This is a genomic window from uncultured Brachybacterium sp. (assembly GCF_947500705.1).
In the GTDB taxonomy this organism is placed as follows: domain Bacteria; phylum Actinomycetota; class Actinomycetes; order Actinomycetales; family Dermabacteraceae; genus Brachybacterium.
This window is the reverse complement of the sequence record NZ_CANMSY010000002.1, coordinates 204,236-229,433: the sequence shown is the minus strand read 5'-3', so window position 1 is coordinate 229,433 and position 25,198 is coordinate 204,236. Positions and strand designations below refer to the sequence as shown.

Annotated in this window: 21 protein-coding genes; 12 read left to right on the top strand and 9 right to left on the bottom strand. The window is 70.5% G+C overall.

The window, feature by feature from the left end; translation table 11 throughout:
- Positions 1-54: 54 nt before the first annotated feature.
- On the top strand, positions 55-1,392 hold the full coding sequence (selA, locus tag Q0937_RS04150; protein WP_299300946.1) for an L-seryl-tRNA(Sec) selenium transferase: 1,338 nt from the start codon (positions 55-57) through the stop codon (positions 1,390-1,392).
- Positions 1,392-3,179: a selenocysteine-specific translation elongation factor gene (gene selB / locus Q0937_RS04145; RefSeq protein ID WP_299300943.1), complete on the top strand. Its 1,788-nt coding sequence runs from the start codon at positions 1,392-1,394 to the stop codon at positions 3,177-3,179. Before selA ends, selB begins: the two co-directional genes overlap by 1 nt.
- Positions 3,180-3,239: 60 nt before the next feature.
- Here the strand turns inward: selB and Q0937_RS04140 are convergent, their stop codons facing one another.
- Entirely contained in the window at positions 3,240-3,716 is a 477-nt protein-coding gene (locus tag Q0937_RS04140; RefSeq protein ID WP_299300039.1) for a hypothetical protein, read from the bottom strand.
- Between the two features lie 160 nt (positions 3,717-3,876).
- Here Q0937_RS04140 and Q0937_RS04135 point away from each other — a divergent pair, with 160 nt between their 5' ends.
- Complete coding sequence (locus tag Q0937_RS04135; protein WP_299300037.1) at positions 3,877-5,175, top strand: WXG100 family type VII secretion target; 1,299 nt, start codon at positions 3,877-3,879, stop codon at positions 5,173-5,175.
- 197 nt (positions 5,176-5,372) lie between these two features.
- Here Q0937_RS04135 and valS read toward each other — a convergent pair whose 3' ends face one another.
- Positions 5,373-8,045 carry a valine--tRNA ligase gene (gene valS, locus Q0937_RS04130; RefSeq protein WP_299300035.1) on the bottom strand — a complete coding sequence of 891 codons (2,673 nt, stop codon included), beginning with the start codon at positions 8,043-8,045 and terminating at the stop codon, positions 5,373-5,375.
- Positions 8,046-8,152: 107 nt separating this feature from the next.
- On the opposite strand from valS, the gene Q0937_RS04125 reads away from it, so the two are divergent.
- The gene (locus Q0937_RS04125; RefSeq protein WP_299300033.1) at positions 8,153-8,923 is read left to right on the top strand and encodes a metallophosphoesterase; all 771 of its coding nucleotides are present in this window, start codon (positions 8,153-8,155) and stop codon (positions 8,921-8,923) included.
- Positions 8,924-8,946: 23 nt separating this feature from the next.
- Here the strand turns inward: Q0937_RS04125 and Q0937_RS04120 are convergent, their stop codons facing one another.
- Positions 8,947-10,005 (bottom strand): lipoyl protein ligase domain-containing protein, encoded by a 1,059-nt coding sequence (locus tag Q0937_RS04120; protein WP_299300940.1) that lies wholly within the window; start codon positions 10,003-10,005, stop codon positions 8,947-8,949.
- Between the two features lie 243 nt (positions 10,006-10,248).
- Between Q0937_RS04120 and Q0937_RS04115 the strand changes: the two genes are divergently transcribed.
- Positions 10,249-10,404, top strand: coding sequence for a hypothetical protein (locus Q0937_RS04115; protein ID WP_299300031.1), 156 nt, complete (start codon positions 10,249-10,251; stop codon positions 10,402-10,404).
- 21 nt (positions 10,405-10,425) lie between these two features.
- Here the strand turns inward: Q0937_RS04115 and Q0937_RS04110 are convergent, their stop codons facing one another.
- From Q0937_RS04110 to Q0937_RS04095, 4 genes are all read right to left on the bottom strand, one after another.
- Complete coding sequence (locus Q0937_RS04110; protein ID WP_299300029.1) at positions 10,426-11,718, bottom strand: hypothetical protein; 1,293 nt, start codon at positions 11,716-11,718, stop codon at positions 10,426-10,428.
- Between the two features lie 185 nt (positions 11,719-11,903).
- Positions 11,904-12,914, bottom strand: a complete 1,011-nt coding sequence (locus Q0937_RS04105; protein ID WP_299300027.1) for an ATP-binding cassette domain-containing protein — start codon at positions 12,912-12,914, stop codon at positions 11,904-11,906.
- Positions 12,911-13,696, bottom strand: a complete 786-nt coding sequence (locus Q0937_RS04100; protein ID WP_363323205.1) for an ABC-2 family transporter protein — start codon at positions 13,694-13,696, stop codon at positions 12,911-12,913. Before Q0937_RS04100 ends, Q0937_RS04105 begins: the two co-directional genes overlap by 4 nt.
- 64 nt (positions 13,697-13,760) lie before the next feature.
- Positions 13,761-14,555, bottom strand: a complete 795-nt coding sequence (locus Q0937_RS04095) for an ABC-2 family transporter protein (protein WP_299300023.1) — start codon at positions 14,553-14,555, stop codon at positions 13,761-13,763.
- Between the two features lie 181 nt (positions 14,556-14,736).
- Here Q0937_RS04095 and Q0937_RS04090 point away from each other — a divergent pair, with 181 nt between their 5' ends.
- From Q0937_RS04090 to Q0937_RS04065, 6 genes are all read left to right on the top strand, one after another.
- The gene (locus tag Q0937_RS04090) at positions 14,737-16,020 is read left to right on the top strand and encodes a dicarboxylate/amino acid:cation symporter (protein WP_299300020.1); all 1,284 of its coding nucleotides are present in this window, start codon (positions 14,737-14,739) and stop codon (positions 16,018-16,020) included.
- Between the two features lie 100 nt (positions 16,021-16,120).
- On the top strand, positions 16,121-16,516 hold the full coding sequence (locus tag Q0937_RS04085; RefSeq protein WP_299300018.1) for a helix-turn-helix transcriptional regulator: 396 nt from the start codon (positions 16,121-16,123) through the stop codon (positions 16,514-16,516).
- Positions 16,513-17,421: a cation diffusion facilitator family transporter gene (locus tag Q0937_RS04080; protein ID WP_299300016.1), complete on the top strand. Its 909-nt coding sequence runs from the start codon at positions 16,513-16,515 to the stop codon at positions 17,419-17,421. The genes Q0937_RS04085 and Q0937_RS04080 overlap by 4 nt, the downstream gene beginning before the upstream one ends.
- A 53-nt stretch (positions 17,422-17,474) precedes the next feature.
- Entirely contained in the window at positions 17,475-18,272 is a 798-nt protein-coding gene (locus Q0937_RS04075) for an SDR family oxidoreductase (protein ID WP_299300014.1), read from the top strand.
- A gap of 71 nt (positions 18,273-18,343) precedes the next feature.
- On the top strand, positions 18,344-20,218 hold the full coding sequence (locus Q0937_RS04070) for an ABC transporter ATP-binding protein (RefSeq protein WP_299300012.1): 1,875 nt from the start codon (positions 18,344-18,346) through the stop codon (positions 20,216-20,218).
- 179 nt (positions 20,219-20,397) lie between these two features.
- Positions 20,398-20,622, top strand: a complete 225-nt coding sequence (locus Q0937_RS04065; protein ID WP_299300010.1) for a hypothetical protein — start codon at positions 20,398-20,400, stop codon at positions 20,620-20,622.
- A gap of 53 nt (positions 20,623-20,675) precedes the next feature.
- Here the strand turns inward: Q0937_RS04065 and Q0937_RS04060 are convergent, their stop codons facing one another.
- Together Q0937_RS04060 and Q0937_RS04055 are read right to left on the bottom strand one after the other, a co-directional pair.
- On the bottom strand, positions 20,676-20,948 hold the full coding sequence (locus Q0937_RS04060) for a 2Fe-2S iron-sulfur cluster binding domain-containing protein (RefSeq protein WP_299300008.1): 273 nt from the start codon (positions 20,946-20,948) through the stop codon (positions 20,676-20,678).
- A gap of 91 nt (positions 20,949-21,039) precedes the next feature.
- On the bottom strand, positions 21,040-21,285 hold the full coding sequence (locus tag Q0937_RS04055; protein ID WP_299300006.1) for a hypothetical protein: 246 nt from the start codon (positions 21,283-21,285) through the stop codon (positions 21,040-21,042).
- 469 nt (positions 21,286-21,754) lie between these two features.
- On the opposite strand from Q0937_RS04055, the gene ileS reads away from it, so the two are divergent.
- A complete protein-coding gene (gene ileS, locus Q0937_RS04050; RefSeq protein ID WP_299300004.1) occupies positions 21,755-25,051 on the top strand; it encodes an isoleucine--tRNA ligase in 3,297 nt (1,098 codons plus the stop codon).
- Positions 25,052-25,198: the final 147 nt, after the last annotated feature.

The window sequence follows — 25,198 nt, the reverse complement described above, 5'->3', positions numbered from 1 at the left end:
CTCCGTCGTCCTGTGGACGACATCACCGAGCCAGCCCCAGGAGATCCCGTGCCGATGCCCCCGCAGCCCGGTGAGGAGAGCTCGGACCCGCGCCGTCGGATCCCGCGCACCGACCACCTGCTGGCGCATCCTGACATCGCCGGGGCGGCGCAGACGCTGAGCGAGCGCGTGGTGATCGGCATCGTGCATGCGACCCAGGACCGTGCCCGCACGGGGGAGATCACCCCGGAGCAGGTGCAGGGCGAGGTCCTTTCCGCGCTCGGAGACCGTCGCGCGACGTCGTCGCGCCCGGTCCTGAACGCGACCGGGGTCATCGTCCACACCAACCTCGGCCGGGCGCCGCTCTCGGACGCCGCGCGCACGGCGCTCCAGGACGCCGCCGGGTACACCGACGTCGAGTTCGATCTCGTCACCGGTGCCCGCTCCCGGCGTGGGGCCGGAGCCCGAGCGGCGCTGCTCGCCGCCTGCCCCGAGGCCGAGGATGCGCTGGTCGTCAACAACGGGGCGGCCGCCCTGCTGCTGGCCCTCACGGCGCTGGCCGGCACCGGGGAGGTGGTGCTCAGCCGTGGGGAGCTGATCGAGATCGGCGCCGGTTTCCGCCTCCCCGATCTCATCACCTCCACCGGTGCGAGCCTGCGCGAGGTCGGCACCACCAACCGCACCCACCTCGCCGACTACACGGGCGCGCTCGGTGCGGCGACCGGCTGCGTGCTGCGCATCCACACCAGCAACTACCGCGTCATCGGCTTCACCTCCGAAGTGGGCCTGAGCGAGCTCGCCGGTCCCTGCCGCGAGGCCGGGATCCCGCTGATCGCGGACCTCGGCAGCGGGCTGCTGGCTCCCGAGCCGCACCTGCCCGGAGAGCCGGATGCCGCCACCGCTCTGCGCGAGGGCGCGGAGCTGGTGATCGCCAGCGGCGACAAGCTGCTCGGCGGCCCGCAGGCCGGGATCCTGCTGGGCCGGGCCCCCGTCATCGCGCGTCTCGCCCGCCACCCCCTGGCTCGCGCCGTGCGCGCGGACAAGCTCACCCTCGCCGCGCTCGAGGCGACCCTGACCGGACCGGTGCCGCCGGTCCTTGCAGTGCTGCGCCAGGATCCGGACGCTCAGCGCGCGCGCACCGAGCGTCTCGCCGGGCTGCTCGGCGGGAGGGTTCTCGCGCACGAGGGCCGGGTCGGCGGCGGAGGAGGGGCCGAGGTGCCGCTGCCCGGCTGGGCGCTCGCTCTCGAGCCCGAGCTCGCTGCCCCGCTGCGCATCGGTGATCCGGCGGTGGTCGCCACCGTGCGGGATGGCGATTGTCTGCTGGATCTGCGCTGTGTGCCCGTCTCCGAGGATGAACGACTCGTCCGGGCCGTGACCACGGCCCGCGCAGTCCTGGCGCAGACACCTCGATGATGCAGGTCATCGCGACCGCCGGTCACGTCGACCACGGCAAATCCACCCTGATCCGAGCCCTGACCGGGATCGAGCCGGATCGCCTGGCCGAGGAGGAGCGACGAGGGCTGACCATCGACCTGGGCTTCGCCTGGACCGCCCTGCCCTCGGGTCGTGAGGTGTCCTTCGTCGACGTCCCCGGCCACGAGCGCTTCCTCGGCAACATGCTCGCCGGCCTCGGCCCCGCCCCGATCGTGTGCTTCGTGGTCGCGGCGGATGACGGCTGGCAGGCGCAGTCCGGCGACCACCGGGACGCGATCGCGGCGCTCGGCATCGACCAGGGCCTGATCGTCATCACCCGCACGGACCTCGCCCCCGACCGCGTCGCGCACGTCATCACCGAGGCCCGCAGCGAACTCGCCGGAACGGGCCTCGCCGGCGCACCCGCCATCGGCGTCTCGGCAGTGACCGGGCAGGGACTCGAAGAGCTGCGCACGCTGCTGGACGCCGCGGTCGCCGGCGCCCGTGAACCCTCCGCCGTGCAGCGCGTGCGGCTCTGGGTGGACCGTTCCTTCAGCATCTCCGGAGCCGGCACCGTCGTCACCGGAACCCTCGCCGCCGGCACCCTGCGCCGCGAGGACCGCCTTGCGCTGTGCGGGGCGGATCGCAGCGGCGAGGTGGTGGTGCGTGGCCTGCAGAGCCGCGGCGGTCAGATCCCGCAGCTCGGCCCGGTCAGTCGTGCAGCCGTGAACCTGCGCGGGGTGAGCACCGAGGAGATCGGCCGCGGCGACGTGCTGCTCACCCCGGATGCCTGGGAGCTCCCGCACCTTCTGGATGTGCGCCGCAGCACCGGCGCATCCCTCGAGCAGGCACCGCAGCAGCTGGTCGCCCACGTCGGCACCGCCGCCGTCGGGGTGCGCGTGCGCCCGCTGGGGCCCGACCACGCGCGCCTCACCCTGGACCGCCCGCTGCCGCTGCAGCTCGGGGACCGGCTCGTGCTGCGCAGCAGCGGCAGCCACTCGGTGCGCAACGGCGTGCAGGTGCTCGACCTCGACCCGCCGTCCCTCGAGCGGCGTGGTGACGGGGCACGCCGACGCGCCGTGCTCGAGCGCATGCCGCCGGGCGGCGACCTGACCGTCGAGGTGCGGCGCCGCGGCGCGGTGCGTGAGTCCTTCCTCCTCCGCTGCGGCATCGCGATTCCGGCCCCGCTGCCCGAGACGGTGCACCGCCATGGGGGCTGGCTGGTGGATGCGGAGGCGCTGACGGGCTGGACGGAACAGCTGGGCCGGAGCGTCGCGCAGCATCGTCGCGCCGATCCCCTCACCGCCGGTCTGCCGCGCAAGGCCGCGATCGATGCGCTCGCGGTGCCCGATGAGGCGCTGCTCGACATGGTCGTGGCCGCTGCCGGACTCAGCCAGCACGAGGGTCGGGTGCGCGATGCGGAGTCGGGCCGGGATCTCGGCGCCGCCGAGGCAGGGGTCCGCGCGCTCGAGGAGCGGCTCGCTCGCTCACCCTTCGCCGCGCCGGAGGCCGATGATCTCGCCGCGCTGGGGCTCGGGCCGAGAGAGCTCGCTGCCGCTGCTGCGCAGGGACGGCTGCTGCGCCTGCCGGACGAGGTGATCCTGCTGCCCTCGGCGCCCGCGCTCGCGATGCGCGAACTCGCCGCGCTGCCGCAGCCCTTCACCACCAGCGAGGCGCGGCGGGCGCTCGCGACCACCCGTCGGGTCGCGATCCCGCTGCTCGAGCACCTCGACGGCCGCGGCTGGACTCGCCGCCCGGATCCCGGCCACCGCGAGGTCGTGCGCTGAGCTGTGCTCAGAGCGCTGCTCTGGGCCGTGCAGCGCACCAGGCGTTGGGCTCGATGCGCCTCAGCGCCGCGCGGTGAGCCATTCCTGATGGGCGCTCAGCAGAGCGTTCTGGGCCGTGCTGTGATCTGCTGCGCTCAGCAACGAGGAGGGAGAGGTCGGCGATTCCCAGACCGCCCTGACCTCGACCTGCCGGCCATCGCGCAGCTGGGCGATCACGACGGTCCGAGGGCTGCCCGGTGGGGGAGGCAGCAGCTGGTGGACCTGCTCCCAGCGCAGCGACTGCGCAGCCTTGAACGCCCCGCACCAGCTGAAGCCCTGCTCATCGATCCTCAGCCCGGAGCGATGCACGGCCCAGAGGATGAACGCACCCGCTCCGACCGCCAGCAGCGACGGGAAGAACAGCAGGAGGAATCCTTCACTCTCCAGGACCCACGTCAGGACGACCGCCGCGATGCCGGCCGCGATCCCTATCAGGATGACGAAGGGTCCGACGGCGTAGTTCACCGTGGCGGCGACGCTGCGGATGGTGATGCTCACAAGGGGTCTCCGACATGAGAGGGCACGGACCCCACCACACTACTGGCCCAGCCCTCAGAGCCAGAGGGCGCCGCGTCATGGGGAGTTGTCCCCATGGGCAGGGTGAAGGCCACTGGGTAGCCTCGGGGTGTTCGGGGAGGAAAAGTGAGGACGGGGTGGCATGACGGGCTTCTACGGCGCTGACACGGATCAGCTGCGACAGCACGGGACGGCGACCCGCCAGGGCGCGGAGGCCCTGATCGAGCTGACAGAGCGGGTCTCCGCAGTGATCGACGCGGCGGCCTGGGTCGGCACCGACGCAGACGCCTTCCGTGCTGAGTGGAACGGGACGCTCAAGCCCGGACTCCACACCCAGGCGGAGACCCTGCGTGGCAAGGGCGATCAGCTCGACCAGCACGCCGAGGAGCAGGACCAGGCTTCGGCAGGAGACGGCGGCGGAGGCGGCCATCGCGACCTGATCGGTGACCTCCCTGTCCAGCCGCCCCTGATCGGCGGACCACTCATCGGCCTCCCCCTGACTCCGGACGTCATCCGTGGCCTGGCCGATGGCCTGGACGACTGGTTCACCGGCGGGGACGCCGAGGGCGATCACCAGATGTACGGGTCCGGGGAGGACTTCGGCGAAGGTCAGGTGGCCGCCGACGGGCGTCCTATCGGCCAGTCGGAGGCAGGAGGCTCCCACTGGGAAGGCAGAGAGATCGACAACGAGCGAGGCTACTTCGACGGCTACGCCGAGACCCGCGCGAGCGCGGGCGCTCACGTCACCCAGGACCAGTACGGCAACCACACCGCGAGTGCAGGTGCACGGGCCGGTGCCGAGATCGGCTTCGACGAGACGGTCCACGGCACTGACGGCCAGCCCCTGATCTCCGCGGAGGGACGTCTCGGCGCCGAGGCCTACGCCGAGGGAGGTGCCAGCTTCGGCCCCGACGGGGCGAGCGCCGGTGCCCGCGCAGGAACTGGGGTCTACGGAGACCTCTCGAACACCGTCCACGGGCCGATGGGCTCTAGCTACGAGATCGGAGTCGAGGGCTACGCGGGGGCCCACGCCGAGGCCAACGCCTACGCGAACCTGACCCGCAATGAGGACGGACAGATCAACGGCGCCGAGTGGGGTGCGGGAGCCGAGGCCTTCGCCGGTGCTGAGGGCGCTGCGACGTTCGAGCGGACCAGCCCCGGAGGCTGGTTCTCCAGCGAGGGGTCTGCGGGCGGTCAGGCAGGTTTCGGCGCCGGCGCGTCGACCGGCGGCTCCTTCTCGGCCGACGAGATCTCCTTCGGCCTCGGTGGCGAGTTCGCCGTCTACGGAGGAGGCACCGGCAACCTCTCGCTCGCGATCCACCCCAACGCCATCGTCGACTCCTTCACCCCCGGTGACTACGACATCGATGACGCGCTCGGCGATGCCTCCGGCGCAGCTCGGGATGCCGGGCACTGGGTGGCGGACAAGTGGCCCTTCTGAGTGCTGTTCGCGGATCTCTGGCCGTGCTGACCTCGTCGGCTCAGCGCTGCGTCCTCTGCTGCGGCGCGGTCGGCACCACGGAGCCGTCCCTCAGCCGCGGCAGCACCGCGTCTCCGGGCTCGTGCAGCCCGGAGACGACCACCCAGTGCTCGTTCCTGCCCGGGCGGCGGTGACGCCCCTGCGGTGGTGCGCCGGACTCAGCCCTGGTTCCGGGGCTGCTTGACCGGTGGCTCGCCGAGCTCGACGTCGCGCGTGAGGATCCCTTCGACGTCGCCGGCGAGCAGCTCGAGCTGCTCGATGCGGCCCAGCGCAGTGAGGTCACCGGCGGCGGCTTCGAGGTGGGCGAGCGCCGCTTGCGGGGCCACGACGGTGACGGACAGGATCGGGGTCTTCTGGGAGACCTTCGCGTCCGACTTGATGCGCCGCAGCGTGATCGCGGCCTGGGCGACCGTGTCCACGAGCGCCGCCTCCTGACCAGCTGCCGCCTCCCGCAGCGGAGCGGCCTCGGGCCAGGCCTGGGTGTGGACGCTGCCGCCGCGCCACCACGACCAGACCTCCTCGGTCGCGAACACGACCACCGGGGCGAACAGCCGCAGCAGCACCTCGAGCGTGATCGCGAGCGCGGCGCGAGCCGACGCCGCACCGGCCTCGCCGGCGGGAGAGTTTCCGTGGGCGCGCTCCTTGACCAGCTCGATGTAGTCATCGCAGAACGCCCAGAAGAACGGCTCGATGAGCTCGAGGGCGCGGGCGTAGTCCATCTCGTCATTCGCGGCCGTGGCCTGCTCGATGACGTCCGCCAGCTGCGCGAGCAGGGCCCGGTCCAGCGGATCGGTGACCATCGCCGGGTCCGCTGCCAGGCGACCGGCGGGATCGGCGGGGGCATCGCCGAAGCCGAGGGCGAACTTGCTGGCGTTGAGGATCTTGATCGCGAGGCGTCGGCCGATCTTCATCTGGCCCTCGTCGAAGGCGGTGTCCACTCCCTGGCGGGCGCGGCCGGCCCAGTAGCGCACACCGTCGGAGCCGTGCTGCTCGAGCAGGCCGATGGGGGTGACCACATTGCCCTTCGACTTGGACATCTTCTTGCGATCCGGGTCCAGGATCCAGCCGTTGATCGAGGCGTGCTTCCACGGCAGCGAGTCCTGCTGCAGGTGGGAGCGCACGATCGTGGAGAACAGCCAGGTGCGGATGATGTCGTGGCCCTGGGGCCGCAGATCCATCGGGTACACCTTGGCGAAGAGCTCAGGGTCCGAGTTCCAGCCGCCCGCGAGCTGAGGGGTCAGCGAGGAGGTGCCCCAGGTGTCGAGGATGTCGGGGTCGGCGATGAAGCCGCCGGGCACGCCGCGCTGGGACTCCTCGAAGCCGGCGGGCACGTCGATCGTGGGATCGATCGGCAGGGACTCGACCGGCGGGGTGAGCACGGTGTCGTAGTCCGTCTCGCCGTCGGCGCTCACCGCGTACCAGATGGGGAAGGGCACGCCGAAGAAGCGCTGGCGGGAGATCAGCCAGTCACCGGCCAGGCCCTCGACCCAGTTGCGGTAGCGGGACTCCATGTACGCGGGGTGCCAGGTGAGCTCCTTGCCGCGGGCGATGAGATCGTCACGCAGGCCGCCCTCGGACTGATCCCGGCCGCCGTTGGTGAGATACCACTGGCGGGAGGTGACGTACTCCAGCGGCTTGTCGCCGTTCTCGTAGAACTTCACCGGGTGGGAGATCTTCTCGATCTCGCCGGTGAGGTCACCGGACTCGGTCGCCATCTCCACCACGCGCTTCTGCGCGCTGAACACGGTCAGCCCCGCCAGCTCGGCGTAGTTCGCCTGGCCCTCGGGCGTGGTGATCCACGGCGCCTCGCTCAGGAAGCGGCCGTCACGGCCCACCACGGAGCGGGTGGGAAGCTCGAGCTCGCGCCACCAGGTGACGTCGTTCGAGTCTCCGAAGGTGCAGATCATCGCGATGCCGGCGCCCTTGTCGGGCTGTGCCAGGGGGTGCGCCAGCACGGGCACCTCGACGCCGAACAGGGGAGAGGTGACGGTGGAGCCGAAGAGGCCCTGGTAGCGCTCATCGTCCGGGTGGGCCACGAGGGCCACGCAGGCGGGCAGCAGCTCAGGACGGGTGGTCGCGATGACGACTCTCTCGCCGGTGCCGTCCGTGCGGTTGAAGCCGAGGCGGTGGTAGGCGCCCTCGCGGTCGCGGTCCTCCTGCTCGGCCTGCGCCACCGCAGTACGGTAGGTGACGTCCCACATGGTGGGGGCCTCGGACTGGTATGCCTGACCGGCCTCGAGGTTCTCGAGGAAGGCGCGCTGCGAGGTGGCCCGCGAGTGCGCGTTGATGGTCTGGTAGCTGTGGTTCCAGTCGACCGAGAGGCCGAGGGTGCGGAAGACCTCCTCGAAGGACTTCTCGTCGATCGCGGTGAGGCGCTCGCACAGTTCGATGAAGTTGCGGCGCGAGACCGGCACCTGGTTCCCGGGCTTGGAGGACTTGTTGTCCCCGCCCTCCTGCGGGGGCGTGTAGTCCTCCACATAGGGCAGCGAGGGGTCGCAGCGCACGCCGAAGTAGTTCTGGGCCCGGCGCTCGGTGGGGAGGCCGTTGTCGTCCCAGCCCAGCGGGTAGAACACGTTCTTGCCGCGCATGCGCTGGTAGCGCACGATCATGTCCGCCTGCGAGTATCCGAACACATGGCCCACGTGCAACGAGCCCGAGGCCGTGGGCGGCGGGGTGTCGACGCTGAAAACCTGGTCGCGCGTGGTGTCGGGGTCGAAGGCGTAGAGCTGCTGCTCGCTCCATACGCCGTCCCACTTGTCCTCGAGGCCCTCGAGCGAGGGGCGATCGGGGATGGAGGAGCCGGGGTCGGGGCGCGATGCAGTATCGGTCATGGGGCCATTGTTCCAGGTCTGTGCTCGGCTGCAACGCAGGCGGCGACAGTGTGAGCGCCCTCGCGTACGGGGCTGGACGGAGCGGGGGTGCGCCGTACCGTGGAGGGATGTCCTTCGAGCGCATCGCCCTGATCTCCGACGTGCACGGCAACCTCACCGCCTATGAGGCCGTGCTCTCCGACATCTCCGCGCGCGGCATCACCCGCGTGATCAACCTCGGTGACCTGGTGGGCAAGGGGCCGCGCGGAGCGGCCTGCACAGCCCTGACCCGGCAGCGCTGCGAGGCGACGGTGCGCGGCAACTGGGAGGTGTTCGTCGCCGGGGACAGCGAGCTGCGCAGCGAGGGCCAGGCCTGGTGGCGGGCCGAGCTGTCCGCGGAGGACCGGCGGTGGCTGTTCTCCCTGCCCGGCAGCCTGGATCTCGAGCTGTCCGGCCGGCGGGTGCGCGTACTGCACGCCTCGCCGGTCGATGAGTTCACCCGGGTGCACCGCGAGCACAGCGCGGAACAGTTCGCGATGATGTTCACGCCCACGCCGTTCACCGGGGACGGCGGCCCCGCGGATGTCGTCGTCTACGGCGACATCCATGACCCCTTCCTGCGCTCCGGGAAGGAGGGGGCGCTGGTGAACGTCGGCAGCGTCGGCAACCAGCTCGACGACCCGACCCCCTCGTACGCGATCCTCGAGGGCGACTCGGTCGGCGGGAAGGACGCCCCGTTCGGGATCCAGTTCGTCCGGGTGCCCTATGACGTCGAAGCCGAGATCGCGGCGACCCGTGCACTCGGCATGCCTGAGACGGAGGCCTACACGATCGAGCTGCGCACCGGGGTGTACCGCGGGGACCACGCGGCGCGCGGGCTCAGCACGCCGCGCGGCTGAGCCTCACCGCACGGATCGAGCGGTCACGGCACGCGCGCGGTCCACTCCTCGGTGCCGAACTTCGTCTCCACCAGCGCGCGGGCCTTGGCGAGCTCGTCCTCGGTGTAGTCGGAGTCGACGGTGTCGTAGCGGGCGCGGAAGAAGTCCAGGAACCCGCCGATGATCTGCTCACGGGCCAGGCCCGTCTGCGAGCGCATCGGGTCCACGCGCTTGTTGGCGCTCCTGGTGCCCTTGTCGGAGAGCTTCTCGCGGCCGATCCGCAGCACCTCGCCCATCTTGTCGGCGTCGATGTCGTAGCTCATGGTCACGTGGTGCAGCAGCACCCCACCCGCGAAGCGGCGCTGAGCGGCACCACCGATCTTGCCCTGCTCCGAGGCGATGTCGTTCAGCGGCACGTAGTGGGCCTTCACCCCGATCTCGGCCAGCGACCCCATCACCCAGTCGTCGAGATAGGCGTAGGCCTGCTCGAAGCTCAGCCCCTCCACCAGGGAGGTGGGGACCACCAGCGAGTAGGTGATGCAGTTGCCCTGCTCCATGAACATCGCGCCGCCGCCGGTGATGCGGCGCACCACGCCGATGCCGTGCTTCGCCGCGCCTTCGGCATCGATCTCGTTGCGCAGCGACTGGTACGAGCCGATCACCACCAGCGGGGAGTCCCAGTCCCAGATCCGGAAGTGAGGGTTGCGACGCCCGGCGATCACCTCGTTCGGCAGCACCTCATCCAGCGCCACATGCATGACGGGCGGCAGCACCTGCGGGCCGATCACGTCGAAGGTGAGGTCGTCCCAGCTGGTCGCGTGACCGAGGGCCCGGCGCACCGCGATCGCGACCGCCTCGACGGAGAAGCCGATCATCGACACCGGATCCGGGCGGGCCTCGATCCGGGCGGTCAGCGCCGCGCCGAGCTCCGCGGCGGTCGCCTCGGTGGGCATCCCCTCCAGCGCGGCGTTCAGATCCTCGAGGGCATCGTCCGGCTCGAGGAAGAAGTCCCCGAAGACGTGGGCGGAGGCGATCCGGCCGCCCGCGACCGTGACGTCCACGGAGACCAGCTTGCCGCCGCGCACCTTGTACTGACCGTTCATCACCGTACTGGTCTTCACCGTGCTGTCGCTGCGCTCATCCATGCCCGCCATTGTCCCGCATCCCGGAGGCGGTGACGCGGTCCGATCGCGCGCCGTGAAGTGGGGCGGAGCGGCAGCTCGCGGCGCACCTCGCCCGGGCCGGGCTGACCCATCGGTCGATCCCGGCCCTGGCGGTGGCGGGCACGTGGGGGTCACAATGGGATCCCGCGCCGTGATCTCGGCGCCCCGGAGTGAGGATCAGCCATGAGCGAGACCACCAGCAGCAGCGCCGACGATCAGCGGCCGGACGTCGAGGGCAGCGACCTCGAGGAGCTCAACGAGGACGGAATCGGCGGCACCCTCGGTGAGAAGGACACCTTCGAGCCCGAAGAGACCGAGCACCCGGACTCCGACGGCTGACCCCTCAGAACGACGGGTCCCTCAGATCGTCAGCGAGCGCAGAGCGCGGTGGACCTCCCAGACGAAGTCTGCGGTGGACTGGCTCTTGCGCGGGGCGATCGCGTAGGTCTCGGCCGGGCGTCGTGCGGTCTCCTCGCGCGTGACGCGAGGGATGAGGGTCTTCCAGTCGCGGTCTCCGCCCACCCAGAGGCGGTACTCGGTGCCCGTCTCGTCCCCGCGCTGCAGCAGACGCAGCCCCATCGTGGTCGCGGTCAGCGCCGGCTGGCGCCTGGCGGGTGCCGGCTCGAAGCCGCGGTCACGCAGCAGCATGGGGTTCAGCAGCGCCCACAGCAGCAGCCGCGCTCCTTCCACCTCGGGGGAGGCGGGCGCGCCGATCAGCTCACCGGGCGCGGGGATGCTGCCTGCCTCCGTGCGCCAGGCGGTGCGACGGGAGAACGTCGCCAGGCGCTCCGTGGCGACCTCGCGGTCCTCGTCCCTCTCGAGCCGGCCGATGCCCAGCGGGACGGGGTCCTCGCCCGTGCGCAGGAAGTGCACCGGGGTGCCCTGCTCGACCTCCCCGAACTCGAGGCCCGTGCGCTGCCGTCCCACGCCCGCCTGCAGGTGGGCGTCGGTCTGGCCTCGACGGGTCGAGAAGTGCGGGCTCGTGCCGAGCAGGGTGCGGCTGGCCAGGTGGAGCACGTCCAGATGGGCGCGGAGCTCACGGGCGGTGGAGGCTTTCGTCAGGAGCTTCCTGGCATCGACGGGGAACTGAACGACGGGCCGGCCGGCGTTCTCACCCACCTCGCCGAGGGTCTCCCACAGGTGGGCGTGGCCGGGATCAGCCTTCGACATCCGCCGGCCCACTCGGGCCCAGCTGGTGGCGACGACCCCGCTGGGCACCTCGCCGTCGAGCTCGGCGCGGTCGGTGTGTCGGGCGATCGCGACCAGCAGGTGATGGGGCGAGGAGCCGAGCGCGGCGCGCATCTCCTGCAGATTCGTGGTGGAGAAGGGGCCGCCGACCCGCAGGGCGATGCCCAGTCGAGCGCCGTCGTCGGCCTCTCCCGTGGTGGGCAGCAGCTCGGCGAGCAGATCGGCGGAGGTCCTCCGCAGCCGTGGGGCGGCGGCGATCGAGCCGGTGGTGTGCTCGGTGCGAGCGATCGTGCGGAGGAATGCGTCCCGGCTGCGCGGCGACATCAGCACGAACTCGAGCATGTGCCGCAGGATCACCTCGACCCGCACATGCCGCTCCGCGGGGTGCTCCAGATCGGGGGAGAGCGCGGAGCGGTCCACGGCGTAGGTGAGCATCTGTCCGACGGTGGCGTACGAGCGGGCCATGGTCCTCCTTCTCCGAGGTGGGCACGAGTGGGCTCGAAGGGGTCGAGCCGGGTGGAGTGGAGTCCTATTCTGCTCCTCCGGTGATGTGCATCGCCGCAGGTGGTGATGCCAGGCGTGTCCTGGGTCGGTGGCCGGCGCGGAAGGGAGGACGCAGGAAGGAAGGAAGCAGGAGAGCGGGGAAAGGGTCAGAGCCTCCCGCCCCGGGAGTAGATCTGCCGCACCAGGTCCTCGATCGCCGGTTCGCTCAGCGACAGGTCCCGCACCGCTGCCTGGGAGCCGATCGCCGTGAGCAGGGTCGGGACCGTCAGCTCGGCGCCCGAGAACGCGATCCGGTGCCGGATCCCCCCGGCCTCCACCGCGAGGGTGTGCGCGGCGGTCGGGAGGGTGAGCACGTCGAGCGGCTCCTCGAGGTCGACGACCAGCTCACGGGGTGCGCCGAGGCGCTCGCGGAAGGAGTCCAGCGCTCCGTCGTAGGCGACGGTTCCGGAGTTCACCACCACGATCCGATTGCACAGCCGCTCCACGTCCCCCATGTCGTGGGTGGTGAGGAACAGCGTGGTGCCGCGCTCGGCGCGATCCTCCCGCAGGAAGCGGCGCAGCCCCTCCTTGGAGACCATGTCCAGCCCGATCGTCGGCTCATCGAGCACCACCAGTTCGGGGGAGTGCAGCAGCGCCGCCGCCACCTCCCCGCGCATCCGCTGTCCGAGCGAGAGCTGACGCACCGGCCGGTCCAGGAACCCTCCGAGGTCCAGCCCGGCCGCCAACCGCTCCAGGCGCTGCTCGCGGGCACGGTCGGTGAGACGGTGCATCGCGCCCAGGATCCGGTAGCTGTCCCGCAGGGGCAGGTCCCACCACAGCTGGGAGCGCTGGCCGAAGACCACCCCGATCTCGCGGGCCAGATGACGGCGCTCGGGCACCGGGTCCCGGCCCAGCACCCGGACGGCGCCGGAGGTGGGCTGCAGGATCCCGGTCATCATCTTGATGGTGGTGGACTTGCCGGCACCGTTGGCACCCACGAAGCCCACCGTCTCCCCGCGGTCGATGCGCAGGGTGACGTCGTCGACCGCGCGCACCACCTGTCGGCGACGGCGGCGGGAACCGGCGACGGGAGAGCGGACGACGTAGTCGCGGCGCAGCCGGACGAGCTCCACGGCAAGGCGCGCGCTGTGCGTGCTGGACTGTTCGGGAAGGTTCATCCACCGGCTCCTGTGTATCTGCGGATCCCCGCGCGCCAGAGCAGGCCGGCGAGCAGCCAGGCCACGATCGCGGCCGGCAGTCCCAGCCAGCCGGCCCAGGCCGGGATCAGCGCCGGGCCGGGCAGCTCCAGCAGCGTGAGGGTGGGGGCGTAGGCGATCAGCGTCGCCGGGATGACGAAGGTGAAGAAGGCGCGCAGGGGCAGTGCGAACACGGCGCCGGGGGTGGTGGCGACGTAGTTGCCGCCGTAGGTGAAGGCGTTGGCGAACTCACGGCCGTCGACCAGCCAGAACTGCAGGGCGCCGGCCACCGTGAACAGGGCGCCGAACAGCAGTGCGCCGGCGAGCGGGGCGAGCACGGCGAGCAGGAGAGTGGCCGCGGTCGGCTGGAATCCCGCCAGCACGAGCGCGGTGACGTACATGGCCAGGCCCACCACGATGCGTCCGATGCGGCGCAGCGAGAGGTCCAGGCTCGAGATCTGCAGGAGCACCGGCACGGGCCGGATCAGCAGGGTCTCGAGTTTTCCGGACTTGATCTGAGTGGAGAGCCCGTCGATCTCCCCGAAGAGGATGTCCCCGATCCCGAAGGCGAGGGCGCCGAGCCCGTAGACCACCGCGACCTGGGTGAGGGTCATCCCTCCCAGCGTGCTGACCTGGGTGAGGATCACCCACAGCTCGAGGAATTCTGTGCTCACCACGAGCAGCTGGCCGAGCAGGTCGGCGAGGAAGCTGGTGCGGAAGGTCGCCTGCGAGCGGATCCGGGAACCATAGAGGGTGCGGACCATCCGGGCCGTGGAGACGGGTCGGTCAGCCGGTTCGGGACGTGCGACGGGAGAGGAACGGTCCTGCTCAGCCACCCTGCACCTCCACACTCCGCACCCCGGCATGCAGCATCAGCAGCGCCGCGGCGGTGAGCACCGCGGTCCAGCCCAGCTGCGTCCCCAGCAGCGGCAGCGCCTCCAGCGGCGGCACTCGGCCGGAGAGGGTGTCGATCGGGGTCTGGATCATCGAGGGGAAGGGGGTGGCTCGGGCGATGGACAGCAGCCAGTCCGGGAACCAGACGATCGGGATCAGGAAGCCGGAGAGCAGATTCATCACCGCGGTGTAGACCACGGTCAGGCCGCGGGTCTCCAGCAGCCAGAAGGCGGTGAGATTCACCAGCATGTCCGTGAGGAAGGCGACGGTGATCGCCAGCAGCAGGGAGAGGGCACCGAGCAGGTAGGACAGCGGGTCCTCCGGCAGGGCGAGCCCCGTGAGCAGCGCGCCGATCAGCAGCGGCGGCACCCCGCGGCCCAGCAGCAGGAAGGCGGCACGCCCCAGCTTCTGCGCGTAGTAGAGGCCCAGGAAGGAGGTGGGGCGCAGCAGATCGATCGCCACGTCCCCCTGATGGACCCGCTGGGAGACCTCCCGGGTGCCGAAGGCTTCGATGGGGGCCAGCAGGGCCTGCCCGAGCCAGACATAGGTCGCGGCCTGGGCGATCGTGTACCCGCTGAGCTCGCCGCCGGCGGTCGTGATCGCGGCGAACAGTATCGAGGCACGGATCAGGCCGAAGACGGAGTTCGTGAAGACCCCCGCGACTGTGGCCAGACGATAGGTCGAGTACTGGCGGAAGGCCGCGGCCGCGATCGTCCAGTACGTGGGCACTCGCGCGATTTTAGCGATCTGTGGGGGGTGCCACAAGCAGCAGCCCGCATTCGCGCCACCTGGTGGTGCGTCCTCGGGCTCACCCGCAGGAGCGCGAACCCGGCTCGGCGCGACTCGGTTCCGCTCTCCGCCGCGTCTACGCTGTCCCGGTCCCCACCCGATACCTGCGAGAGCCGGCCCCATGAACACCCCCACCGACACCGCCGTCGACCCCTCCGCCTCTTCCGACTCCTCGTCGGCAGCCGCTGCGGCACCCCGCCGGTCCCGATTCGGACTGCTGCCCCGCATCCTCATCGCGATACTGCTGGGGATCGTGCTGGGCCTGGTGATGCCCGAAGCGATCGCCCGGGTGTTCACCACCTTCAACGGGGTCTTCTCCGGCTTCCTCGGCTTCCTGATCCCGCTGATCATCGTGGGCCTGGTGACCCCGGCGATCGCCGAGCTCGGCCATGGCGCGGGGAAGATGCTCGCCGCGACCGCCGGGATCGCCTATCTCTCCACCATCGTGTGCGGGCTGTTCGCGCTGGCGCTCTCCCTGCTCCTGCTGCCGCGCATGCTGGGTGGGGCGCGCATCGACTCCCTCGAGAACCCGGAGGATTCCGCGATCGCGGCGTTCTTCGAGATCGAGATCCCGCCGGTGTTCGACGTGATGACCGCGCTGGTCCTCTCGTTCTGCCTCGGCATCGGGCTCACGCTGGTGAAGAAGGGCGCGCTGCAGGAGTCCTTCGTGCAGCTGCGCACGATCATCGTGCGGATCATCGAGGCGATCATCATCCCGCTGCTGCCGCTGTACATCTTCGGCATGTTCCTTGGGCTGACCATGAACGGCCAGATCTGGACCGTGATCGGCACCTTCCTCACCGTGATCCTGCTGGTCCTCGGGATGACGGTGGTGGTGCTGCTCGCCCAGTACGCCGTCGCCGGCTGGGCCATGGGTCGCAACCCCCTGAAGATGCTGTGGACCATGCTCCCGGCATATATGACGGCGCTCGGCACCAGCTCCTCGGCCGCGACCATCCCGGTGACCACCGAGTGCACCAAGCGCAACGGGATCCCCGACGCGATCGCCGATTTCGTGGTGCCTTTGTGCGCCACGATCCACCTGTCCGGTTCGACCCTGAAGATCACCACCTTCGCCGTGGCGATCATGATCGTCACCGGCATGCCGCTGAACATCGGCGCCCTGGTGGGCTTCGTGTTCATGCTGGGCGTGGTGATGATCGCGGCGCCGGGCGTCCCGGGCGGTGCGATCATGGCCGCCGCCGGTGTGCTCGCCTCCGTGCTGGGCTTCGGCGAGGCGGCGGTGGGCCTCATGATCGCCGCGTACATCGCGATCGACTCCTTCGGCACCGCCACGAACGTCACCGGTGACGGTGCGATCGCGGCCCTCGTGGCCCGGTTCTCCCGGGGACGGGTCAGCGGCGACCTGGCCGCACAGCACCACCCGCAGGTGCACGGCGTCTGAGCTGTCGTGAGAGCGGGCCCGTCAGCACCTTGTGGGGTGCAGGCGGGCCCGCTTCGGTTCGTCGGCCGCGCGCGAGCGAAGCATCTGCCGTAATGCACATATGAGCAAACGTTCAGATGTTGCGGTGCGGGCCGCCGAGATCGCTGACCTCGCCGACGTCTTCTCCCTGCTGGGGGACCCCAGCCGCCTGCGCCTGCTCTTCGCGCTGCGCGAGGGCGAGGTGAGCGTGGGGGAGCTGTCGACCCTCACCGGGCAGTCGGATTCCGCGGTGTCGCATGCGCTCCAGCTGCTGCGCGCCCACCGCATCGTCCGCGTGCGCCGGGAGGGGCGGCGCGCCTTCTATCGCTTGGACGACCCGCATGTGCGGATGCTGCTCGAGGTGGCACTGACCCACACCGGGCACAGCGAGCTGCAGCATCCCGAACGGGTCTCGATCGATGCGCCGCAGAAGCGTGCGGGTTCGCCCCACGAGCCGTCCGGGGGAGCAGTCTCATGAGCCACTCCCACGGGGTCGGCGCCTCCGGCCACGCCGGGGCAACGCACCGCTGGCGACTGCTGGTCGCGGTGGTGCTGATCGGCGGGTTCTTCCTCGTCGAGCTGGTGGCCGGCCTGCTCTCGGGCTCGCTCGCGCTGCTCTCGGACGCCGGGCACATGGCCGCGGACGTGGTCACCCTCTCCGCAGCGCTCGCCGCGACGGTGCTCGCCGCGCGCCCCTCCCGTGATGGCCGCCGCACCTTCGGGAACTATCGCCTCGAGACTTTCGCCGCCCTGCTCGCGGTGCTGATCATGCTGGTCGTCGCCGCCCTCGTGACGATCAGCGGGATCGGCCGGCTCGGCACCGCGGTCCACGTCGACACTACGCCGATGCTGGTCGTCGGCGGGCTCGGCCTGGTGGTGAACCTGGTGGTGCTGGTGATGCTGCGCGGCGGGGCCGAGGAGAGCCTCAACGTCAAGGGTGCCTATCTCGAGGTTCTCGCCGACACCCTCGGCTCGGTCGGGGTGATCGTCGCGGCGGCGCTGATCCGCCTGACCGGCGCGAGTGTCATCGACACGATCGTCGCGCTCGCCGTCGGGGCGTTCATCGCGGTGCGCGCCGTGATGCTGGCCCGCGAGGTGCTCACCGTGCTCGGCCAGGCCGCGCCCGCCGGCATCGATCCCCGGCAGGTGGAGGACGATCTGCGGGCCCTCGACGGGGTCGCCGACGTCCACGATCTGCACCTGTGGACCCTCACCTCCGGGATGGAGGTCGCCACCGTCCATCTGGTGACCGCGCCGGGAGCGGATCCGCACCCGGTCCTCGACGCCGCCCAGGAGCTGCTCAGCACCACGCACGGCATCGCCCACGCGACCGTCCAGACCGAGCCGACCGATCACCACGGCTGCCTCGAGATCGGCTGGTAGCTGCCGCGCCCGGGCGCGCTCTCGCCGTCGGCGCCGCCGCGTACGCTGGGGCCATGACCACGACGACCTCCACGAATGCTGCCGCCGATGACTCTGTCCGCCTGACCGCCGTCGTCACGGGCGCCTCCTCCGGCATCGGCCGCGCCACCGCCGTGCGCCTGGTGGCCGAGGGCTGGCAGGTGCTGGCCGTCGCCCGCCGCGAGGACCGGCTGCGCGAGCTCGCCGAGGAGACCGGCTGCGAGGTGCTCGCCGTCGACATCACCTCCGAGGACTCCGTCCAGGGCCTGGTCGAAAGGGTCGCCGAGCTGTTCGGCGGTTCCCTGAACGCCGTCGTGCATGTGGCCGGCGGCGCTCTCGGCGTCGAGACCGCGGCCGAGGCGGACCTCGAGAAGTGGCAGCGCATGTACGACATCAATGTGCTCGGCCCGGTGCGGGTCACCCGCGCCCTGCTGCCGGCGCTGCGGGAGAGCGGCCGGGGAGACCTGCTGTTCGTCACCTCGGTGGCAGGCCAGGAGGCCTATCCCGGCGGTTCCGGCTACAACGCCGCCAAGGCCGGGGAGCACATGCTCGCCCGCGCCCTGCGCCTCGAGCTGAACGGGGAGAAGATCCGCGTCATCGAGATCGCCCCCGGGATGGTCCGCACCGAGGAGTTCTCCCTGGTGCGCCTCGGCGACCAGGGCGCGGCCGACGCCGTCTACGACGGGGTCGAGCAGCCGCTGACGGCGGAGGACTGCGCGGATGTCATCACCTATGCGCTCAATGCCCCTCATCATGTGAACCTCGATCTGGTGACGGTCCGTCCCCTCGCCCAGGCTGCCGCCCACCGCCTCGCCCGCCATCAGGGGGTCTGATGGTCCACGGCGGGATGGGTGTCCCCGGCGGAGGAATGGCGGGAGGGGGCATGGGTGGCGGGGGCGGTCGGATGCGCGACGATCTCAAGCTCGCCCCCGGCCAGCGCCCCGATCTGCGGCGGGTGCTGTCCCTGTTCCGCCCCTATCGCGGAACTCTCGCCGGGGTGCTGACCCTGATCGTGATCGGCGCCGCGGTCGGGGTGGTCTCCCCGTTCCTGATCCGCGAGATCGTCGATGTCGCCCTGCCCGAGCAGCGCGCGGACGTGCTGGCATGGTCGGTCGGCGGGCTGATCGCGGTGACGGTGATCGCGAGCGCGCTCGGGGTCACCCAGTCGATGCTCTCCACCCGAGTGGGCCAGTCCGTGATGCACGACCTGCGGGTCTCGGTGTTCTCCCACCTGCAGCGGATGGGTCTGGGGTTCTTCACCCGCACCCGCACCGGTGAGATCCAGTCGAGGATCTTCTCCGACATCGGCTCCATGCAGGCCGTGGTCACCTCCGTGATGACCCAGATCGTCTCCTCCGGTGCGGGGGTGGCGATGGCACTGGTGGCGATGTTCGCCCTGGACTGGCGACTGACGCTGTTCTCGCTCATCGCGCTTCCCTTCGCAGTGTGGATGAATCGCCGGGTGGGCCGACGCCGCCGGGAGATCGTGAAGACCCGGCAGGAGAAGGCGGCTGACCTCTCCGCCGGGATCCAGGAGTCGCTGTCCGTCTCCGGGATCCTGCTGGGCGTCACCATGGGCCGCACCCGGGCGCTGAGCAGTGCCTTCGCCACTGACTCGCGGGAGCTCGCCGACCTCGAGGTCCGCTCCGAGATGGCAGGGCGCTGGCAGATGGCCGTGTTCACCACCCTGATGGCGCTGTTCCCTGCCCTGACCTACCTGCTCGGCGGGCACCTGCTGTTCGGCGACCCCGAGGGACAGGGCGTCACCATCGGCACCCTGGTCGCCTTCATCGCCCTGCAGTCCGGCCTGTTCCCCCAGATCAACGGACTGCTGCGGGTCGCGAGCCAGGTCAACAGCTCGCTGGCACTGTTCTCCAGGGTGTTCGAGTACCTCGATGCCCCGATCCTCATCACCGACGCACCGGACGCCCTGGCCCTGGATCCGGCGACCCTGCGCGGCGAGATCCGCTTCGAGGACGTCACCTTCACCTACCCGGGCGCGGACGGGCCGGCGCTGCACGGCATCGACCTGGTGGTCCCGGCCGGGAAGCACACCGCCCTGGTGGGAGCCACCGGATCGGGCAAGACCAGCACCGGCTACCTGATGGCGAGGCTCTACGAGCCCAGCTCCGGCCGGATCACCCTGGACGGGCATGACCTGCGGGAGATCACCATGGACTCGCTCGCGGCGAGCATCGGCGTGGTCACCCAGGAGACCTATCTGCTGCACGCCTCGATCGCCGACAACCTGCGCTTCGCCCGGCCGGAGGCGAGCGCTGAGGAGCTCCGGCAGGCCTGCCGGATCGCGCAGATCCACGACCACATCGAGTCCCTGCCGCAGGGGTACGACACCGTGGTGGGGGAGCGCGGATACCGGTTCTCCGGCGGGGAGAAGCAGCGCCTGGCGCTCGCCCGCACGATCCTGCGTGATCCGCCCGTGCTGCTGCTCGATGAGGCGACCTCCGCCCTGGACGTCGCCACCGAGCGCGCGATGTCCGGTGCGCTCGACGCGGCCGCCCGCGGCCGCACCACCGTCTCGATCGCCCATCGACTCTCGACCATCCGCCACGCCGACCAGATCATCGTGATGCAGCATGGCCGCGTCTCCGAACGCGGCACCTATGAGGAGCTGGTCGCGCGCGGCGGGCTGTTCGCCCAGCTTGCGATCCAGGACGCCCGACGGGATGGCGCAGCAGCGACTTCCGATGAGGGCGAGGACATGCAGCTGGGGGCGGCGGGAGACGACGCGGAGGACTCCGTTCCACCGCTGCGGAGCTGACCGGTTCCCGACGAGCGGAGCCGATCTACGACCAAAGGTGGAGGGAGATCTCCACCCTGCGCAGGATGCGGGGCACCTGCTCACCGGGAGAAGATCTCTCCATGGAGAGGCGCCGCAACCCTGCCGGTCGGCATTCTCCCGAGCATCCGCGCAGACATCCGAGCAGACGGGACCACCTGATGACGACGACGCATCTCGGCCGTGCCGAGCAGGGTCGAGCCAGGTCGAAGCCCGCCATGGGCAGGCCGCTGCTGTTCGCCCTGCTGCTCGCCGTCGCCGCCGCCGGCATGCTGCTTCTGCTGGTCGCCGGTCCGAGCATCGCCCTGCCGCTCGCGATCGGTTCCGCGACGGCGCTCATGATGCTGGTGGGCGTGGCCTGGATGGTGGCCGGTCCCCGGCTCTGAGGGGTTCTGCTCCGAGGGAGGGACTCTGCTTCGAGTGACTCTGAGGAGCGCCCTCAGATGTCGATCTCGATCTCGCCCTCGCCGCGGGAGACACAGGTGATCATCTGGTCCGCGTGCTCGTCGTCCATCAGGTACTCGTCCAGGTGCTCGACCTCACCGGAGACTAGCGGGACCACGCAGGTGCCGCATACGCCGCCCTCACAGGAGTAGTCCATCGGGATGTCAGCGTCCAGCAGCGCCTGGAGGAGAGTCTGACCCTCGCCCACCTCGAGCGTGATGCCGGACTTCAGGCACTTGGCGGTGAAGGGCTCTCCGAACAGCGACATCCTCGCTCCTTCTGCATCGACCGTCCCGTGAGGCGGGGCGGCACCGTGAAGATCTCAGTCTTCCACGTCCGCACCTCCACGACGAGGTGAGTCACGCCTCCTCGCCTGCCGCGTTCCGAAGGTTCTGGGCGGTGGCTGTCGCCGGTGCGGGAGCGACGGAGGCGGGGGCCGAGATCGCCGCCCGTGCGCTGGACGCCGCCGGGCCGGAGGGCGTCAGCGCCAGCGCCGAGGGACCGAAGCTGAGCACGAGCAGGGCCGTTGCACCGAGCGCCGAGGCGCTCGCCGTGGCCCGGCTGCGTCGGGGGACGGCGTCCCGCGGATCGGTGTCCTCATCCATGCGACCTCCTCGATGGGGGAGCGGCAGGTCGAGCCGCTGCCTGTATTCGACGGCCTGCGCCTGGGCAGGTGCTGTGCGTCTCACCCGGATCAGCTGGGACGCGCACAGGAAGCGCACGGACACGGGACGCGCACGGAAGAGCCGGCCTGTTCCGCACGTCTCTTCCCCGTCCGGGCACGTGACCGTCACCGAGCCACCGCGTACACTGATCACCATCGGCATCGACCCGGCCATCACCGGAGAGCCGCGGGAAGAACCGTCCATCGCCCGTTCGCGGGGAGGGCCCAGTAGAACCCGCCGGGACCAGCCCGTCACAGCTGAGGAACAAGGGGAGGCCCCTGGACCGCCATCGGCGGTGCAGCGGACATCAACCGAGGTGGTACCGCGCCACCGGCCCTGCGCCGGGAAGCGTCCTCGGACTGCACGATGTCCCAGCTCTCGCCCTTGTCCTGCCTCGGAGGTCCGTCCCATGGTCTACCCGGTCAGCGGAGACCCGCTCGTCCCCTCACCGAACCTGCCCTCGCTCGAGAACTCCATCCAGGAGTTCTGGCGCGTCGACGACACCTTCCGTGCCTCGATCGCCCAGCGCGAGGGTGCCGAGGAGTTCGTCTTCTACGACGGCCCTCCCTTCGCCAACGGCCTGCCGCACTACGGTCACCTGCTCACCGGCTTCGTCAAGGACGTCGTCCCGCGCTTCCGCACCATGTGCGGGAACAAGGTCGACCGCCGCTTCGGCTGGGACACCCACGGGCTGCCCGCCGAGCTCGAGGCGATGAGGGAGCTCGGGATGACCGAGAAGTCCGAGATCGAGGCGATGGGGGTCCAGGAGTTCAACAACGCCGCCCAGGCCTCGGTGCTGAAGTACACCAAGGAGTGGGAGGACTACGTCACCCGCCAGGCCCGCTGGGTCGACTTCGAGAACGACTACAAGACCCTCGACGTCACCTTCATGGAATCGGTGCTGTGGGCGTTCAAGACGCTCTACGACAAGGGCCGGGCGTATGAGGGCTACTACGTGCTGCCCTACTGCTGGAAGGACCAGACTCCGCTGTCCGCGCACGAGCTGCGGATGGACGATGACGTCTACAAGGAGCGCCAGGACCAGACCGTCACCGTCACCTTCCCCTTCACCGGGGAGAAGGCCCAGCAGCTGGGCCTTGACGGCGTGAAGGCATTGGCCTGGACCACCACTCCCTGGACCCTGCCCACCAACTTCTCCCTCGCGGTCGGCCCGGAGCTCGAGTACTCGGTGGTCCCCGCCGGGCCGCTCGGCGCCGCTGACGGCACCGCCGCGGGCGAGGCGCGCTATCTCATGGCCACCGCGCTGCTCGGCTCCTATGCCAAGGAGCTCGGCTTCGAGAGCTCCGAGGAGGCGCTCGCCGCCTGCGAGGAGCGGGTGTTCGCCGGCTCCGAGCTCGAGCACGTCGCCTACCAGCCGCTGTGGACGGTCTACTCCGAGGACCGCGCCAAGTGGGGCACCGAGAACGCCTGGATCGTCACCGTCGCGGACTACGTCTCCACGGACGACGGCACCGGAGTGGTCCACCAGGCCACCGCCTACGGCGAGATCGACCAGCAGGTCAACGCCGAGTACGGCATCCCCGTGATCGTCTCGGTGGACGAGGGCGCGCAGTTCCTGGACTACTTCGCCGGCACCGAGCTCGACGAGATCGCCGGGGTGCAGGTGTTCGAGGCGAACCGCCCGATCATCCGCAACCTCCAGCAAGCCGGGCGCCTGATGCGCGAGGCCAGCTACGTGCACTCCTACCCGCACTGCTGGCGCTGCCGGAACCCGCTGATCTACAAGGCCGTCTCCTCCTGGTACGTGAAGGTCGCCGACCAGCGCGAGCGCATGCTCGAGCTCAACGAGCAGATCGACTGGGTCCCCGGCAACGTCAAGCACGGCCAGTTCGGCAAGTGGCTCGAGGGCGCCCGCGACTGGGCGATCTCCCGCAACCGCTACTGGGGCACCCCGCTGCCGATCTGGAAGAGCGACGATCCGAACCACCCGCGGATCGACGTCTACGGCTCTCTGGCGGAGATCGAGGAGGCCTTCGGCACCCTGCCGCACAACGAGCTCGGTGAGGTGGACCTGCACCGTCCCTATATCGACGAGCTCACCCGCCCGAACCCCGACGATCCGACGGGGCGGTCCACCATGCGCCGCGTCGAGGAGATCTTCGACGTCTGGTTCGATTCCGGCTCGATGCCGTTCGCGCAGATGCACTATCCCTTCGAGAACACCGAGCAGTTCGAGTCCCACAACCCGGCGGACTTCATCGTCGAGTACATCGGGCAGACCCGTGGCTGGTTCTACGTGATGCACGTGCTCTCCACCGCGCTCTTCGACCGTCCGGCGTTCACCTCGGTGATCTGCCACGGCATCGTGCTCGGCGAGGACGGACAGAAGATGTCGAAGTCGCTGGGCAACTACCCCGACGTGCGCGAGATGTTCGACAAGTACGGGGCCGACGCGATGCGCTGGTTCCTCATGAGCTCGCCGATCCTGCGCGGCGGCAATCTCGTGGTCGACGAGCCGAAGATCCGCGACGCCACCCGTCAGATGGTGCTGCCGCTGTGGAACGTCTGGTACTTCCTGGGGCTGTACGCCAACGCGGCGGGCGAGAAGAACGCCGACGGGAAGCCGACGGGCTACCGCGGGCAGACCCGCTTCGACTCCACCGACGTCATGGACCGCTACCTGCTGGCCCGCACCGGCGACCTCGTGCGGGAGGTGAAGGAGTCCATGACCGCGCTCGCGATCGCAGACGCCGCCGAGCTGATCCAGGACTACCTGGACATGCTCACCAACTGGTACGTGCGCCGCTCCCGCGACCGCTTCTGGGAGGGTGATGAGCAGGCGATCGACGCGCTCTCGACGTGCCTGACGACCCTGTGCCAGGTGGCGGCACCCCTGCTGCCGATGGTCACCGAGGAGATCTGGAAGCAGCTCACCGGCGGTCGCTCCGTGCACTTGACCGACTGGCCCGATGGGGAGCTGTTCCCCCGTGACCCGGAGCTGGTAGCACAGATGGACGACGTCCGCGCCATCGCGAGCGTCGGCAACTCCCTGCGCAAGAAGGGGCAGCTGCGTGCCCGCCTCCCGCTGGCCGAGCTCACCGTGGTCCACCACGCTCCGAGCACGCTCGAGGCGTTCTCGGGAATCATCGCCGACGAGCTGAACGTCAAGGCCGTGCGCCTGCTGGATGTCGCGAGCGACGAGGCACAGGGGATGGGCGTCGAGCAGCGGCTCAGCGTCAACGCGCGCGCCGCCGGTCCGCGGCTGGGCAAGCAGGTCCAGACGGTCATCAAGGGCTCCAAGTCCGGTGACTGGTCCGCTGACGAGAACGGCGTGGTCACCTCAGGCGGCATCGAGCTCGCCGAGGGCGAGTACACGCTGGATCTGGTCGCGGGGCAGTCCGCGGCGATGGAGGGCCGAGCCGTCGGCGTGCTGCGAGGTGGGGACTTCGTCGCGCTCGACACCCGGGTCACCGTCGAGCTCGAGGCCGAGGGCGTGGCCCGTGACGTGGTGCGCGCGATCCAGTCGGCCCGCCGCGAAGCAGGCTTCGACGTCTCGGACCGGATCCGTCTCACCGTGGACGGTGACGAGTCCGTGACCGCTGCCGTCGTCGCGCACCAGGAGCTGGTCGCCGGTGAGGTGCTCGCGGTCGAGCTCGCGGTTCCCGCGGCCCCGGCTGAGGGTGCGCATGCAGCGAACGAGAAGGTCTCCGGCGGCACCGTCACGGTGTCCGTCGCCCGCGCCTGAGACTGCCTCCGTCCCCGAGCGGACCCAGACCGGATCAGACCGGTCTGGGTCCGCTGCGCGGATGGACCCGGATCCGGAGCTGGAGAGCGCGATCGACCGTGCGTCACCACGGCACCTCGGATGCTCAGACAGGGTCGCCGCAAGGCG

What these genes read in the sequence shown, in the direction of transcription:
- selA (WP_299300946.1), top strand. Translation starts at nt 55, where the DNA reads ATGCCCCCGCAGCCCGGTGAGGAGAGCTCGGACCCGCGCCGTCGGATC.
- selB (WP_299300943.1), top strand. Translation starts at nt 1,392, where the DNA reads ATGCAGGTCATCGCGACCGCCGGTCACGTCGACCACGGCAAATCCACC.
- Q0937_RS04135 (WP_299300037.1), top strand. Translation starts at nt 3,877, where the DNA reads ATGACGGGCTTCTACGGCGCTGACACGGATCAGCTGCGACAGCACGGG.
- valS (WP_299300035.1), bottom strand. Translation starts at nt 8,045, where the DNA reads ATGACCGATACTGCATCGCGCCCCGACCCCGGCTCCTCCATCCCCGAT.
- Q0937_RS04125 (WP_299300033.1), top strand. Translation starts at nt 8,153, where the DNA reads ATGTCCTTCGAGCGCATCGCCCTGATCTCCGACGTGCACGGCAACCTC.
- Q0937_RS04120 (WP_299300940.1), bottom strand. Translation starts at nt 10,005, where the DNA reads ATGAACGGTCAGTACAAGGTGCGCGGCGGCAAGCTGGTCTCCGTGGAC.
- Q0937_RS04115 (WP_299300031.1), top strand. Translation starts at nt 10,249, where the DNA reads ATGAGCGAGACCACCAGCAGCAGCGCCGACGATCAGCGGCCGGACGTC.
- Q0937_RS04110 (WP_299300029.1), bottom strand. Translation starts at nt 11,718, where the DNA reads ATGGCCCGCTCGTACGCCACCGTCGGACAGATGCTCACCTACGCCGTG.
- Q0937_RS04105 (WP_299300027.1), bottom strand. Translation starts at nt 12,914, where the DNA reads ATGAACCTTCCCGAACAGTCCAGCACGCACAGCGCGCGCCTTGCCGTG.
- Q0937_RS04100 (WP_363323205.1), bottom strand. Translation starts at nt 13,696, where the DNA reads ATGGTCCGCACCCTCTATGGTTCCCGGATCCGCTCGCAGGCGACCTTC.
- Q0937_RS04090 (WP_299300020.1), top strand. Translation starts at nt 14,737, where the DNA reads ATGAACACCCCCACCGACACCGCCGTCGACCCCTCCGCCTCTTCCGAC.
- Q0937_RS04085 (WP_299300018.1), top strand. Translation starts at nt 16,121, where the DNA reads ATGAGCAAACGTTCAGATGTTGCGGTGCGGGCCGCCGAGATCGCTGAC.
- Q0937_RS04080 (WP_299300016.1), top strand. Translation starts at nt 16,513, where the DNA reads ATGAGCCACTCCCACGGGGTCGGCGCCTCCGGCCACGCCGGGGCAACG.
- Q0937_RS04075 (WP_299300014.1), top strand. Translation starts at nt 17,475, where the DNA reads ATGACCACGACGACCTCCACGAATGCTGCCGCCGATGACTCTGTCCGC.
- Q0937_RS04070 (WP_299300012.1), top strand. Translation starts at nt 18,344, where the DNA reads ATGCGCGACGATCTCAAGCTCGCCCCCGGCCAGCGCCCCGATCTGCGG.
- Q0937_RS04065 (WP_299300010.1), top strand. Translation starts at nt 20,398, where the DNA reads ATGACGACGACGCATCTCGGCCGTGCCGAGCAGGGTCGAGCCAGGTCG.
- Q0937_RS04060 (WP_299300008.1), bottom strand. Translation starts at nt 20,948, where the DNA reads ATGTCGCTGTTCGGAGAGCCCTTCACCGCCAAGTGCCTGAAGTCCGGC.
- Q0937_RS04055 (WP_299300006.1), bottom strand. Translation starts at nt 21,285, where the DNA reads ATGGATGAGGACACCGATCCGCGGGACGCCGTCCCCCGACGCAGCCGG.
- ileS (WP_299300004.1), top strand. Translation starts at nt 21,755, where the DNA reads ATGGTCTACCCGGTCAGCGGAGACCCGCTCGTCCCCTCACCGAACCTG.